Origin of the sequence: Rhodococcus sp. WWJCD1 (assembly GCF_002258735.1) — a bacterium.
Lineage (GTDB): Bacteria > Actinomycetota > Actinomycetes > Mycobacteriales > Mycobacteriaceae > Rhodococcoides.
Map to the genome: position 1 here is coordinate 170,085 of NZ_NOXY01000033.1, position 15,233 is coordinate 185,317.

6 protein-coding genes are annotated in these 15,233 nt (G+C 66.7%); 3 read left to right on the plus strand and 3 right to left on the minus strand.

What is annotated here, in order from left to right; genetic code table 11:
• Positions 1–48: 48 nt before the first annotated feature.
• A complete protein-coding gene (locus CH286_RS26960; RefSeq protein WP_094610924.1) occupies positions 49–2,556 on the minus strand; it encodes a helix-turn-helix transcriptional regulator in 2,508 nt (835 codons plus the stop codon).
• Between the two features lie 7 nt (positions 2,557–2,563).
• Positions 2,564–4,333, minus strand: a complete 1,770-nt coding sequence (locus CH286_RS26965; protein ID WP_094610925.1) for an Hsp70 family protein — start codon at positions 4,331–4,333, stop codon at positions 2,564–2,566.
• Between the two features lie 261 nt (positions 4,334–4,594).
• On the opposite strand from CH286_RS26965, the gene CH286_RS26970 reads away from it, so the two are divergent.
• The 3 genes from CH286_RS26970 (at position 4,595) to CH286_RS26980 (ending at position 10,537) form a co-directional block, all read left to right on the plus strand.
• The gene (locus CH286_RS26970) at positions 4,595–7,159 is read left to right on the plus strand and encodes an IniB N-terminal domain-containing protein (protein ID WP_094610984.1); all 2,565 of its coding nucleotides are present in this window, start codon (positions 4,595–4,597) and stop codon (positions 7,157–7,159) included.
• A 112-nt stretch (positions 7,160–7,271) separates the two neighbouring features.
• Positions 7,272–9,080 carry a dynamin family protein gene (locus CH286_RS26975; protein WP_094610926.1) on the plus strand — a complete coding sequence of 603 codons (1,809 nt, stop codon included), beginning with the start codon at positions 7,272–7,274 and terminating at the stop codon, positions 9,078–9,080.
• Positions 9,077–10,537, plus strand: a complete 1,461-nt coding sequence (locus CH286_RS26980; protein ID WP_176458367.1) for a dynamin family protein — start codon at positions 9,077–9,079, stop codon at positions 10,535–10,537. The genes CH286_RS26975 and CH286_RS26980 overlap by 4 nt, the downstream gene beginning before the upstream one ends.
• 5 nt (positions 10,538–10,542) lie before the next feature.
• Here CH286_RS26980 and CH286_RS26985 read toward each other — a convergent pair whose 3' ends face one another.
• On the minus strand, positions 10,543–15,159 hold the full coding sequence (locus tag CH286_RS26985; RefSeq protein ID WP_255182781.1) for an EAL domain-containing protein: 4,617 nt from the start codon (positions 15,157–15,159) through the stop codon (positions 10,543–10,545).
• Positions 15,160–15,233 lie beyond the last annotated feature (74 nt).

A 15,233-nucleotide genomic window follows, 5' to 3' on the forward strand; every position in this document is an offset into this window, starting at 1 on the left:
CTGTTCTGATCGGTTACCGATGGTCGGTCGTTATGTCGCTTCGGGCCCTCACACAGTTACACTGCCGGTCGCTGCGCTGGTGGAGCCTCCGTATCCCATGGCGCGCAGCATCGAGATGAGCTCCGAACGAGACTCCGCCCCGAGCCTGCGCCGTATACGAGCCACATGATGTTCGACGGTCTTCGGGGAGATGTAGAGGCGGCTGCCCACCTCGCGGTACGTGACTCCGAGCACGAGCAACTCGGCGACCTCGGCCTCGCGTTCGCTCAGCGAACCCGTCGGTGTCGGCGTGGTTCCCGAAGTGTCGCGTCGGTGCGAGTTGGGCGGTTGCGATCCGGTTTGACGCAGCGACCTGGCGATGTGCAGCAGTGCGGTTGCGGTCGCGGTATCGCTGACGGTCAGCGCGGCCTCGCTGGCCAATCGGGCTCCGTCCCAGGGCAGTCCGAACGCCGTCAGCGTTCGTGCCGAATTCTCCACATCGGTCGGATCGGGCCTGCCCTGCAATACCCCGAGCCAGGCGCGACCGGCCGCGGCGAGGGCGGCGCTGTAGGGGTGGGTGGGAGCGGCTGCCGCGAGAGCCTTGGCGTGCGGCACCAGCGCGTCGGGAGTCTGCGCCACGATGGCCGCCTGAACCTGATACCAGTGCAGCGCCGACGCCCACACGGGCGGATCTCCGAGCGCGGCGAGCAGATCGGAGGCCTGCCCCACAAGATGTTCGACGCGGTCGACCTGGCCGAGTCGGGTTGCAGCCAAGAGTAATTCGCCCAGAGGTAGCAGCGCGAACAGATCTGCCGAGTATTCGGCGATGACGTTCTGTGCACCGGTCCATGCCGTCATCAGCGATCCTGCGTCACCCGATCTGCGGGCCAGGCCTACCCGGATCGCGTGCAGGAAGAGCTGACTACGCATGTGGGACAACGGAATCCGGAGGGTATCGAGCGCAGAGCTCGCCTCGGCCGCATCGCCCCGCAGCATCGACGCCCAAGCCCCCAGGAGGATCAGTCGGGTGTGTGCCTCGGACCCTGGACGCCGTTCCGGTAGCGCCCGCGCCAGGATGGAATCCACGCGAGCGAGGTCGCCGCAGTGCACCGCATGAAGGGCCGCGACGGCCGCGGCGGTGTCGGTGGCACACGAACGATCGGAGACGTTGCCGGTCAACGACATTGCCCGCATCAACGAGTGTGCGGCAGCGCTCGACTCGGCTGCACTGCGAGAATCGATGGACCCGAGGACGCCGGACACCAGGAAGGTGCCGGACGCAGTGCTCGACGTCGGCGCAAGCGCGGACACGGCGGTCATCGACCGGTCCGCGCCGCCGCGATCACCGGCTGCGGCAGCGGACAGCGCAGCCCACACCCCATCGGGCCCGAGTCGATCCTCGCCGAGCCAGACGAACAGTTGTGCGCTGCGGGAGAGCATTCCGCGCTGCGCGGCAATCGAGGCCGAGACTCGAACCGCTGTCCGCAGATCCGAGGAGTCGCAGACGGCGGCGCTGTCGAGGATCACATCGGCGTAGCGCCCCGCCTCGTCCAGATCGCCGGCGGCGGCCGCGACCTCGGCCCGCCGGGCGGCGAGCACCGCCGGATCGAAACCGGCATCGACGGCGGCATCGTACAGCGCGCCTGCAGTCTCGACCGACGCCGAATCTGCCTGCTGTACAAGAAAATCGGCCAGACTGGCATGAACGACGCCGCGCTGCGCCAACGCACGCGCGGCGGTGGCGTCGAGCAGGCGGGATCGGGCTGCGACGTCGGTGACGGACTGGAGCAGTACGCGGCAGCGCCGATCGCCGATCAGTTCGGTCAAGGGAACCTCGGCGGCCGTAACCAATGCGCCGGTGGAGTCGAGCAAGCCGGAGCTGCAGGCGAGGTCGACGACAGATTCGACCTCGTTCGAGCGGGCGACGAGCTGCGCGGCCGTCGCGGGCTCAGGAGCGATACCGAATCGAGCCGCGAGCAGCAGTGCCCGAGTGTCGTCGGCGGTGTCGAGCAACATCCGACGATGCTGTGCAGCAACGGCTTCGGAGACCGCTCGCAGGGGAGCTGGGTCGGAGAGTTCTGCGCCGAGCGCGGCAAGAGCGGCGTCGACGGCGGCAAGAATTCCCCCGGTGGACTTCGCGATCGCATTGGCCAGTGCCGCTGAGATGGGCCGTGCAGTGGCGGCTGCTCGTGCGGCGATCGACGTCTTGTCCAGCGGAACCAGAGTCAGTCGACCGGAACCGGCCGACGCGACCAACTTCTCGATGCGAGAGTCGAACCCGCGCGGAGCCGTCGCCACGACCAGCGTGATGTCCGAGCGAGTTGCCGCCGCAGCGATCTCGTCCAACCTCTGCTCCGACAGCAGATGCGCGTCGTCGACGAGAACCGTCGAGCCGGACGGTGCATCGGCGATGCTGCCCGGATGCGGATCCACCGACGCCGCGATCGCGTCGAGAACAGCGGAGCGACCGGAGCCGTTCACTCCGACGACAACATGAAAACCAGTGGTGTCGAGGGCATCACGAACGAAACGATCGGCGCGTTCGACGCCGACGAGGGATGGTCGGATGCTGATCACGGTCGACTCAGCGGCCGGTCAGGCCGCCGACGACTCCGCCGAGCCCGTCGCCGACGCCACCGACCGCACCGCCGAGCCCGTCACCGACTCCGCCGACCACGCCGCCGAGCCCCTGACCCACGCCTTGACCGACATCGCCGAGAGTGGGGCCTTGGTAGCTGGGAACCTGCACGCTCGGGACCTGCATAGCAGGTGGTTGGTAGCTGGGAACCGTCGGGGCCGCGACCGACGGGATGGTCGGCACGGTTGCTGCGCCGTTGTCGGCAGGGGCCGCGGCGGGGGCAGGGGATCCCGCAACCGGTGCGCCGGTGGCCGGATCGATCTGCGTCACCGTGCCGTCGGCGTTGACGACCGTGGTGGGGGTGCCCTCGGATCCGACTGCAGCGGCGTCGTTCTCGCCGGGAGCGGCCGTCGTGGGCTGGGCGTCCGCAACTGCGGAGGTGGTTCCCGGTGTTTGTGTGCTCGAGATCTCGGCGTTGGACTCGGCCGGAGCGGTGTTGTCGGAGGTCAACGCTGTACCCACCGACAAGCCTCCGCCGGCGAGAAGCGCGAGGACGACCACGGATCCGGCGACCAGGCCGGCCTTCTTACGGCCCGACATGCCTGCGTCGGATTCGACGGCAGTAGGCGTCGGTGCCGGTCTGGGGGTTGGGCGCGGCATCGGCGCGGCCGAAACTGTGGGTGCGGCAGAGGCCACGGAGGCCGTGGGGAACGCAGCCAGGGATGCTGCGTCTTCTGCGGCGGTGGCGTCGGTGATGTCGCTTCCGAGTATCGCGGCTCCGATCGCGACGGTCAGTTCCGGACGAGGTCCGGCGACGACGGGGGCGCGCAGTTCGGACGAGATGAGTTCGGCAACGAGGGGGATGGCCGAGCTGCCGCCGACGAGCACCACCTGGTCGATGTCGGTGACCTCGAGTCCTGCGGCGGCCACGGCGTCCCGAACGACCCCCACGGATGCCAGCAGCGATGCGCGTACCAGCTCTTCGATCTCGGAGCGCACCAGGCGAACCTCGGTGTGCAGACCGGGCAGGTCGACAGTGAGCGAGGTGGACGTGTCGTAGGAGAGTTGTTCCTTGGCCTGGCCACACCGGGCTCGCAGTTCCACCAGCGCACCCACGGTGTCGGGGTCGAACGGATCGAACTCGAACGACTGACTTCCCGAGACGGTATCGAGGACGTACTGCATGATCGCGTGATCGAACTGCGCACCGCCGAATTCCTGCGAATGGACACCGCTGCCGACGACTCCCGCGTCGGTGCCGGTCCGAATCAGGGTCACGTCGAGGGCGCTGGCACCCAGGTCGTAGATCACGGCGAGGCCGTCGGACTGTGTTCCGCGAGTCACCTCGAGCCAGCGCATCGTGGCAACGGACTCGGGTACCAGCGTGACATCGGCCAGTCCTGCGCGGTCCAGCGCCTCACCGAGGGCCTCCGCTGTGTACGCCGTCCAGCGGGTGGGGTGGGTGACGACGACCGTGGGGGCGGAATCGGCTCCGGCGGACACCTCGGCCACGAGTGCGCGAGCGGCTGTGGCGTACAGATCCTCGGCGCGGTGACTGCGGCCGTCGTCGTCGATGAGTTCCACCGGGTCGCCCACTCGGTCGGCGAATCCGCTGATCAGGTGGCGGGCCGATCGGTCCCACAGCTCGGCCAGGCTCGGGGCCGCGCCGGGGCGAAGATCGAGTGCCGAACGCTTGACCACCGAGGTCACGGGGTCGGTGTCGAGTGCAGCAGCCGCTGTCACCGAACCGATACGTATGCCGAGCCCTGCGTTCATAGTGGTGTCGCCGCCTTCATCTCGCCCCAGCCGTCAGTGGTACTGCCGTCACTCGCACTGTCGGACTGCGTTCGTTGTTCGTTACGTCTCACAGCAGGTTAGAGCGCGAAACGAGTGAAATCCCCTAAAGCGCCCAGATCCCCTAACGAAAGCCCCCTGGCGACCCCCGGGGTAGTAGGGGGATCGGCCCCGTTGGGCGGGGGCTCTTCGATGCATAGCTTTGTGATCAACCACGAAGTACCACTCGTCAAGGAGACCCAGATGGCTACCAACGCCGTACTCGATTTCATTCTCAGCCTGCTGCGCGACGACCAGGCTGCAGCGGCCTACTGCGCCAACCCCGAGACGACGCTGGCCGCTGCCGGCCTCGGCGACGTGACCCACGCAGACATCGTCGCCGTGGCACCCCTGGTCGCCGAGTCGGGTCTGTTCGCCGGAGCGGGCAGCCAGCTGTCGGCCATCCTGGGCGCAGGCGGATCGGCCGGCCTCGAGGGCGCACTCGCCGGAGGCGCGAGCCTCGGCGGCGGATTGTCGGCCGGACTCGGACTGGCTGCAGGCGCAGTCGCCGGCGGCGGACTGGCTGCAGGCGGCAGCCTGACCGGCGGAATCGACGTGACGGGTGAGATCGCCGCGTCCCTGCAGGCAGCCCTCGCCGCCGCGCTGGCGGTCGGCGGCCAGATCGGCGTGGAGCTCGGCGCTGCATTCGGTGGTGCCCTCGACGCCTTGATCGGCGCAGGCGCAGGCATCGGTGGCGGAATCGGCGGCGGTGTCGGTGGAGGTCTGGATCTGGACCTCGACGGTCTGCTCGGCGGAACCGTCGGTCTCGGCGCTGCGTTGACCGGTCTTCTCGGAGCGGGCGCGGGCATCGGGGGAGCGATCGGCGGAGACATCACCGCACAACTGCAGGCCGCCCTCGACGCCGCCCTCGACGCCGCCCTCGGCGCGACCGGTGCCGTCGACCTCGGCGCACTGGCCGACATCCAGGGTGGACTGAGCGGCGCGCTCGGCGCGATCTTCGGAGTCGGCGGAACCGTCGGAGCCGAGCTCGGCACGGCGCTCGGTGGAGTCTTCGACGCCGTCCTCGGTGCCGGAGCCGGCCTCGACATCGCAGGTGACCTCGGTGCCGCTCTGACCGCGGGCATCGGCGGCGCACTGGCAGGTCTCGGCACCGTCGGTGCAGATCTGACGACCGATGTCGGTGCAGCCCTGGACGGAGCACTCGGTGCCGGTGGCGCACTGGTCGGCGACATCGCGGGTGGCGTCGGCGCCAGCCTCGGTGGGCTGTTCGCAGCCGACGGTGCCATCGCGGGATCCATCGGAACCGCACTCGGAGCCGTCCTCGACGCCGGTGCGCTCGCAGACCTCGACGTCGACGCCCTGCTGGCTGCGGGCGGCAGCGTCGGCGCGGTCGTCGGCGGCGCACTCGGAACGGCACTGGACCTCGACACCAGCGCGATCGGCGGCCTGACCGCTGCCCTCGACACCGCAGTGGAGGGAGTCCTCGGCGCAGGTGCCGGCATCGGCGGCGACATCGCCGGCGGGCTCGCAGGTGGCCTGGCCGGTGGAGTTGCCGGTGCCGGTGGAGTTGCCGGGAACCTCGAGGGCCTCCTCGGAGCCGCATTCGGCGTCGGCGGCACCGCCGGAGCCCAGCTCGGCACCGCACTCGACACAGTGCTCGACACCGGCGCAGCCCTCGACCTCGGAGCCGTACTCGGTGCCGGAGCCGACCTGAGCGCAGGACTGTCCGGAGCGATCGACACAGCAGTAGCCGCCGGAGCCGATCTCACGGGAACCGTCGACGCAGCACTCGCCGGAGTGGGCGGAGTCGGCGCAGATCTGTCGGGCGGTCTGGCCGGAGTGGGCGGCGTGGGTGCCGGCCTGACCGGCGGGCTCGCCGGACTCGGCGGAGTGGGCGCGGGCCTGACCGGCGGACTGGCCGGACTCGGCCAGGTCGGCGCAGACGTGACCGGCGGCCTCGGAGCCGTCGGAAACGTGGGTGCGGATGTCACCGGTGGCCTCGCAGCCGTCGGGAATGCCGGTGCGGGCCTCACCGGCGGACTTGCCGGCCTGGGCGACGCGGGAGCCGGCTTGTCGGGTGGCCTCGCCGGCCTCGGCAGCCTCGGTGGCGGTCTGGCAGGCGGGGTTGCCGGCGGAGTTTCCGGCAGCGTCGACGCTGCGGCTCAGGCCGGAGCCGGACTCGAAGGAGCTGTGACCGGCGGCATCAGCACCGGAATCGACGCGGCAGCATCCGCAGGCGCAGGCCTCGAAGGAGCTGCGAATACGGCAGGATCCGTTGCCGGCGGCCTCGAAGGTGCGGCAGGCGGAGTGGTCGACGCGGGAACCTCGGTGGGCGGCGAGATCGCGTCGAACGTCGGTGGCGGACTCGACGCCGGTGCTTCGCTCGGAGGAGGCATCGCCTCCACCGTGGGTGCAGGAGTGGGTACGGGTTTGGATGCTGGTGCCGACGCTGCGGCGTCCGTGGGCGGCGGGTTTGATTCCGCTGCCGACATCGGTGGCCAGGCGGCGGGCAGCGTCACCGGTGGTCTGGAATCCGGCGCGGAGGGACTGGCGAATGCAGGCGGCAGCCTTTCCTCGGCCGCGAACGGTGCAGCGTCGGGATCGTTCGAGCACTCCAGCTCCTTCGACGGCGGCGCAACCGCGTCCGGCACGGGCTGGTCGAGTGTCGACTCCAACGTCTTCGGACAGGCCGAGAGCGATTCGAGCTTGTTCAGCGACGGCAGCCTGCACGGCTCGGTGGACTCGGCAGCCGATTCTCTCGGCCACGCAGTGACGGTCGATCACGACATCGATCCGCTGCACCCCTGATTCGGTCAGCGACACCAGTGCTCGGCCTCGAGTGTGTTCGTCACACTCGGGGCCGTGTCGTCGCTAGAGTTCTGTTGGGGACGTCGACGAGAACGGGTTGTGAAGCGAGAGTATGGACGGGCACACAACGGAGCTGGCCGAGCTGTTGAATCGCACCGCGGCGGTGGCGACATCGGCGGGAAGATCCGACCTGGTGGATCGAGTCGAGGCGGCACGGTCGAGAGTCCTGGATCCACGCCGACGCATCATCGTGGTCGGACCGCTCAAGCAGGGCAAGAGTCAGTTCGTGAATTCGCTGCTCAATCTGACGGTGTGCTCGGTCGGCGACGACGAGACCACGGCCATCCCGACGGTGGTGTCCAACGCCGAGAGTTTCTCTGCGCAGCTCGTTCTCGCAGATCCGGGTAGTGAGCCCATCCGCGTCGACGTGCCGGCCGAAGAAGTCACGACCGTCACCCCGGCGAGTCCCCGAGCTCAGGGTCGTGAAGTGTTGCGGCTGGACATCGGAGTTCCGAGTCCGCTGCTCGCCGACGGTCTGGTGCTGGTCGATACACCGGGTGTCGGTGGGCACGGAAATCCGCACGCTGCAGGAACATTGGGACTCATTCCGTCCGCCGATGCGGTACTCGTCGTGTCCGACGCCTCCCGCGAATTCACCGAGCCCGAACTGTCCTTCCTCCGGCAGGTGCAAGGTTTGTGCCCGGCCGTAGCCGTGCTGATCACCAAGATCGATCTGTACCCGCACTGGCGGCAGATCGTAGAGGCCAATCGCGGGCACCTGGATCGCGGCGGCCTCGAGGTGCAGATGCTCCCGGTGTCGTCTCTGTTGCGCTCTCACGCACTGCGTTTGAACGACGAGGAGCTCAACGCCGAGTCCGGTTTCCAGCAGCTCTACGCGTTTCTGCGCGACGACGTGGTGGCCCGCGCGGATGTATTGGCTCGCGCGTCGGTCTCACTCGACGTTCGTTCGGTCACCGAGCACCTGTCGCTCTCGTTCGGTAGTGAGCTTGCGGCGCTGAAGGATCCGGAGCGGGCGGCCGCTGCCGTCGCCGGTCTGCAGCGCGCCAAATCCGCTGCCGAAGAACTACACAAGCGCTCGTCGCAATGGCAGCAGACGCTCGGTGACGGCATTGCCGATCTGGCGTCCGATATCGATCACGATCTACGCGACCGGTTGCGCCGCGTCACCCGGGAGGCGGAGGAAACCGTCGACGAGGGGGATCCGGGCAAGGATTGGCCGCAACTGGGTGAATGGCTCGAGGAGCAGATTGCCGCGTCGGTGGGCGACAACTTCGTGTGGGCGCACGAGCGGGCATTGTGGCTCTCGGAGTTGGTGGCCGAGCACTTCGCGTCCTCCGGGGCGGCGGCGCTGCCGGATCTCGATCTCGGCGATCTGGACAACGTTCTCGAACCAGTCTCGTCGTTGGCCGAGCTGGAATCCGGTCGTGTCGGTATCACGCAGAAGGTTCTCGTTGGGATGCGCGGCTCCTACGGCGGTGTCCTCATGTTCGGCCTGATCACCACATTCGTCGGGTTGAGTCTGCTCAACCCGATCTCGATCGGCGCGGGTGTTCTGCTGGGCACCAAGGCCTACAAGGAGGACAAGGAAAACCGCGTCAAGGCACGTCGTTCCGAGGCCAAGATGGCGATCCGCCGCTTCACCGACGACGTCAGCTTTCAGGTCGGCAAGGAGTCGAAGGACCGGCTGCGGCAGATCCAGCGGGTGCTACGCGATCACTTCACCTCGATCGCCGAACAGACTCTGCGGTCGCTGAACGAGTCCCTGCGCTCGGCGCAGGAAGCTGCCGCGGCCGACAACACGGACCGCGCCGCCCGCATTGCTCAGCTGGAGCAGGACCTGCGAGTGGCAGCCGATTTGAACTCTCGGGCAATCGCTCTCGTCAAGGACACCGCGGTATGAGCGTGACGGCTCTGAACCGGGCACGTGATCTGATCTCGGCTGCTCGATCGACGTACGCGGGGGACGCCGAAGCCTCGTGGATGCTCGACGAATGTCTGTACCGCCTGGACGAGCCGCTGCGGGTGGCCCTGGCGGGATCGCTCAAGGCCGGCAAATCCACACTGCTGAATTCGCTTGTGGGGCAGGATATTGCTCCGACCGACGCCACCGAATGCACCAAGGTCGTCACGTGGTATCGCAACGGCGTCACCCCCGCCGTCACCGCCTGGTACGACGGCGACCGGGCCGCGAACGTTCCGGTGCAGCGACGGGATGGCCGATTGACCTTCGACCTGGGGTCGTTGACGGCCGCGCAGGTAGATCGCCTCGACGTCGAGTGGCCGGCCAGCACGTTGGCGCAGACGACGATCATCGACACCCCCGGTACGTCGTCGCTCTCGCGCGATGTCTCGGCGCGCACGCTCGCGATGCTCACTCCCGAGAACTCGTCGTCCGGTGCCGACGCCGTCGTGTACCTGCTGCGCACGCTCAACGCGTCGGACGTGTCGTTTCTCGGGCAGATCGGCGCGCACGTGGGCGGTGATTCGGGGCCACTCGGCGTGATCGGGGTGGTCTCGCGGGCCGACGAGGTCGGCTCGGGCCGGATGGACGCGATGATGTCGGCCAAGGAGGTCGCCGCGAGGTTCGCGTCCGAGCTCGAGGCCACCGGTTTGTGTCAGGCGGTGGTCCCGGTTGCGGGTCTGCTCGCGCTCGGTGCGGAAACGTTGCGGCAGAACGAATTTGCTGCGTTCGAGATGCTGGCGACGGTACCGACAGAGGATCTGCAGTTGGCGATGCTCTCGGCCGATCGCTTCGTGCGACCCGAGAGCACGCTGCCCGTCGACGCGGCGCTGCGGGCCAGCATCGTGGACCGCTTCGGTTTGTTCGGAATTCGGATGGCGGTCACTCTGATTCGGCTGGGGGTGCGCGATTCGCCGACGCTTGCAGCCGATCTGGTCGAACGCAGCGGCTTGAGCGAACTGCGCTCGGTGATCGACGTGCAGTTCGGTCAGCGGGCCGACCAACTGAAATTGCATTCGGCTCTGGTTGCGTTGCAGCGAATTCTGGAGTTCCGGCCGGAATCACATGCCCTGCGTACCGAAGCCGGGCGGATGCTGGCGGACGTGCACGGCTTTGCCGAACTGCGTCTGCTCGGCCGATTGCGTTCCACCACACCGAAACTCCCGGAGGGTGCCCTGCTGGACCTGCAGCGCGTCATCGGCGGGTTCGGCATCGCCGCCACCGAGCGCCTGAATCTGCCGCCCGATGCCGGACGCACGCAACAGCGAGACACTGCGTTGGCGGCGGTGCACAGGTGGCGAGGGCTGTCCGAGCATCCGCTGCTGGATCAGTTCACGTCGACCTCGTGCGCCCTGGCCGCGCGCAGTGCGGAAGGAATCATGGCTGCGGTGAACTGACACCGTCAGCTCGACTCGGTTGATTTGAGCCATTCGATCATCTCACTGAGCGGCATCGGTCGAGCGAAATGATATCCCTGCGCCATGTGCACCCCGAGTGTCTTGACGTAGTCCCACATCTGTTGGTTCTCGATGCCTTCGACGACGATCTCCGCCTCGAGTGCACGTGCGAGATGCACTGCAGCCGAGAGGATATCGGTACCACGGGTGTGTACGAGCGCGCGTTGCAGCAACGACCGGTCGATTTTGATGATGTCGGGTTCGAGGCGGTCCAGCAGTTCCAGATTCGAGTAACCGGTGCCGAAGTCGTCGATGCCGATCCGAGCGCCGAAACGGCTGAGGATGCTCAGTGTGTCGCGGGCGCGGCCGTACTCGTCGAGCAGAGCCGATTCGGTGACCTCGACGACCAGCTTCTCGAAACCGCCAGGTGGTGACCAGGCGATCAATCGATCGATGATCTCGCGCTCGTCGAGCTCGGTTCCGGAGAAGTTGACCGACACCCGCGGGCGATCCCCACCCAACTCTCGCTCGAGAGTTGCCAAGTCGCCATCCAGTAACGAGAGAACGATCTTCCCGAGTGCCCTGAGATGACCGGTTTGTGTTGCATGTCCGATGAAGTCCTGGGCGGACACGATCGTGTCACCGCGCCTCCATCGAACGAGTGCTTCGAGCATCGTCGGCAGACCGGTGGACACGTCGACGATCGGTTGGTAGTGAAGCTCGAAATCCCTGTTACGGAAGGCTTCTCCCAATTCATGGCGCATAGACGCTCGCTCGTCGGCGACGAGGTTCATACTCGCGGCAAAGTACACGTGCCTGTCCCGGCCGCCTCTCTTCGCTTCGTACATCGCAGTGTCCGCATTGTGCAGCAACTCGTCAGCGGTCGCGCCGTCCCCCGGACTGACCGCGATGCCGATCGATGCTGCGATATAGGCGGTGGAGTCCGCAAGGGCGATCGGGTCCCGAACATCCTGAAGGACTCTGTGGGCCAGGATGTCCAGTCCATCGAGATCCTCGGCGCGGGTGACGAGGATGGCAAACTCGTCGCCACCCAGACGGCCGACTATGTCGTGTCGGCGCGCAGCCAGTTGCAGGCGGGAGGCGATGGTGGCCAACACCGTATCGCCCGCGCGGTGGCCGAACTGATCGTTGATCTCTTTGAACCCGTCGAGGTCTATCCACAGTGCCGCGATAGCGCCTGCCGACGAATCGAGTAGGTCGACGAGTCTGGATCGGAAGAATTGTCTGGTCAGCAGCCCTGTGTGCCGGTCGAATTGTTCCCTTGCGGCGAGGTCGGCACTGATCTCGCGTATCCGGGAGGTGTCGTGGACGACGGCCACTGTGTGCGGTGCGGTGGGCGCATCGGAGGTCAAGGGCACGGCGTGAAATTCGATACTGATCGGATGTGAGGAGCCATGGGCATCGACGATCAGCCAGCTGTCGACGGATCCGGCTTTCGCGAAGGCGATATCGGTTCGGTGTCCGGGGCCGGAACCGGTTCTTCGGTCCACGAGCATGGACAGGTTGGTCCCCGTCAATTCGTGCGGCTGGAACAATGTGATTGCCGTGAAACCGTCGCTGACAGCGAGGATTCGGTTCTCGCGGTCGAGGACGACGATTCCCGCCGCCATCGTGCGGAACAGTGCGTCCAGGACAGCAGTTCGCTCGGTTGCCCGTTCCTGAAAAAGGTGCCGATCGGTGACGTCGACGGCGCTGCCGATGACCGAACGGTCTGCCGAGTCTTCGGCGCGGACGGTGTGCGCAACCTCTTCGATCCAGCGAATCGATCCGTCGGGCCGGACGATTCGGTATTCACAGCGCCAATCTTGTTCCGCTGCAGCGAAAACGGTCGCGACACGGTCGCGATCCTGGGAGTGCACGGCGGACATCAACAGAGCCGGCTCCGCCATCACCCGCTCGCGATCCAGACCGTAGACGTCCTCGACTCGGGAATTGATGAACGTCAACATGCCGGTAGCGTCGCGTTGCCAGACGATCTCGCGGATGGAGTCCGCAACGAGGTGGAAGTTGTTCAGTGCGGCGTCACGGTCCCGCCTCGTCGAGCTGATCTCGCCGACGTCGGTCACCACGACGATGACGCCCTGTACGTCGTCACCTGCACTCACATAGGGCTGAGTCTGCAGCAAGTAGTCAGCGTTGTCACCGTTGATCTCGCGGATCCGCGACTGTCGTCTGTCGAGTGTGGCGCGCAGATCGTCCTCGAAGCCGACGATCGGGACCGTGGTGGGAATGGCGAGGAGTGGCCGCCCGTGGTCGGCGTCGATGAGGGAGAACAGGCGTACGGCCAAGGGGGTGAAACGGGTGACCCGCAGGTCACGATCGACGATGATCAGGCCACTGGTCAGCGAGGTCTGAATATTGTTCAGGTCGTTGTTGGCCCGCAACGCTTCGTTGGTTCTGGCCTGCAACTCCTGGTTGAGGGTGGTGAGTTCCTCATTGGTCGCTTCGAGTTCTTCGTTGGAGGCTTGAGCTTCCTCCGTCGTCGCCTGAAGCTCTTCCGACGAGGCCTGAAGTTCTTCGTTCGTCGCCTGCAGCTCGTCGTTCGAGGAGCCCAGATCTGCGACGATGGCCTCGAGGGCGCGTTGCGTCGAATAGAGCTCGGCGCTGACGTCGAACTCCGGACCAGAACCTGCCGCGGGTGCCTCCCCTTCGACAGCTGCCGTCGGTGATTCCACGTGGAACGTCACGGCCGTCCGGGTGACGAGCTTCATCGGTACCAGGGTGACCGTGATACGGACTCGCGGCCGCTCGTTGATCACCAATTCTGCAGTGGTGGAATCGGTTCGACGCACTTGGCTGAGCAGCGTGCGCACTCCCATCCGGTACGGTTCCCGAAGGATTTCGATCACCGCTCCGGTTTGTCGTCCCTCGCCGACGCTGCACCACGGGGACACGTCACCGATGATCTCGACCACGACACCGCGGTCGTCGAGGATCAGCAGTGGGTCGGAGGTGGCCTGGAGGATGCGGCGATAGGTCGCGTCGGTATCGGTGCGCCCGGTGCCACTCGCACCGACCACGTGAGTGCCCGCGGGCGGCGGCGTGGCCTGCAGGCGACGAGCTACTGCGATCGAAGGTAGACGGCTCGCGTCCCCTCGCCGATAGATGCGGTGGGGATAGTCGACAGCGACGAACGCCGCATCGACAGTGGGAACGCGCTCCGACAGGCCCAGTACGAGAAGCCCATCGGGTACCAGGGCGTAGTGGCAGAGATCCATCACGCGGGCCTGCAGGCGCGGCTCGAAGTAGATGAGAGTGTTACGGAGCGAGATGAGGTGCATGTGGGGGAACGGTGGGTCGTACGCCACGTTGTGGCGGGCGACGACCAAGCACTCCCGCAGTTCGGGACTGACGGTCCATCCCGAAGAGAGCTGGATCATCCATGTGTCCCGGAGCCGAGGCGGGACGTCGGCGATCGACGCGGTCGGGTAGTGGCCGCGTCGGGCGACCGTCAATGCAGCTTCGTCGAGATCGGTTGCGAAGATCTTCAATCGTGCATTCAGCTCGCCCTTGGCATCGATGCCAGCGATAGCGTCGGCCGCCACCATCGCGAGCGTGTATGCCTCTTCACCCGTGGCGCATCCGGGTATCCACAGTCGGAGTGGTTCGCCTTCTGGCAGCGAACGGGCGAGGGTGCGCAGTAGCGACGCCAGGCTCTCCCAGACGGGAGCGTCGCGGAAGAACGACGTGACGCTCACCAGGATCGCGCGGGCCAGCGCATCGGCTTCGACGGTATCGCTCGACAGCTCGGCAGCGTACTCGCTGATCGAGACACCTCTCAGGTGTCGACGGCGCTCGATCTGCCGGCTCAACGTCGTACGCTTGTAGCCCGAATAGTCCACTCCCGTGACCTGGTGGAGCGATTCGGTGATCGTGTCCAGGTCTGCGATGTCTATTGCGGGCGCGCTGTCCGTCGCCGATCCTTGCTCGCGCGGGCCTATGGCATCGGGTCCGGCCGAGTGGACCTCGGGGTCGAGCTCGGTGTCGACAGAGGTATCGGCCGCTGTGGTCGCGTCGCCGAACAGCAGGTCCTGCAGTTCCGAGGCCAGGTCCTCCGCAGCAGCGGAGATGTTGACCGTTCCGGTGTCGAGCGTGGAGGTCGGCATCTGCTCGAACTCGGCGGTCGATGGATTCTGTACGGCAACGACGCCACCGCCGGTACGGATGGCCGTCGAACCAGCAGCACCGTCGCGGCCGGTACCGGACAGAACGACTCCGACCGCGTCGGGCCCGAACTCCTCGGCCAGCGACACCAGCAGGCGGTCGATGCTCGGCCACGGTCGCCTCTGCGCATTGGGTGTCGGCAGTCGAATCGATCCTCGGGAGACCACGATGTCGGAACCGGGAGGTGCAATGAAGACGACACCGCGGGCGACTGTTTCCCCCGCGACAGCAGTCTTCACCCTCAGGCTCGTGTGTGGGGAGAGTAGTTCCATCAATGCGCCGTCCGGGCTCGGTGCTCGGTGCTGAGCCACGACAAAACACCACGGTACGTCGTCGGATGCACCGTGGAGCAGCTTCGTCATGGCATCGAGGCCGCCTGCCGAACTACCTACACCGACAACCCTCAATCTGGGGCTGTGCTCGGCCTCGTCGTGCACTTCGCGGCCTCCTCTGGCGTCGGTACCACTCAACCGCAAGGCACGGATTCCAACGCTGACGGTGGAATTTTTCC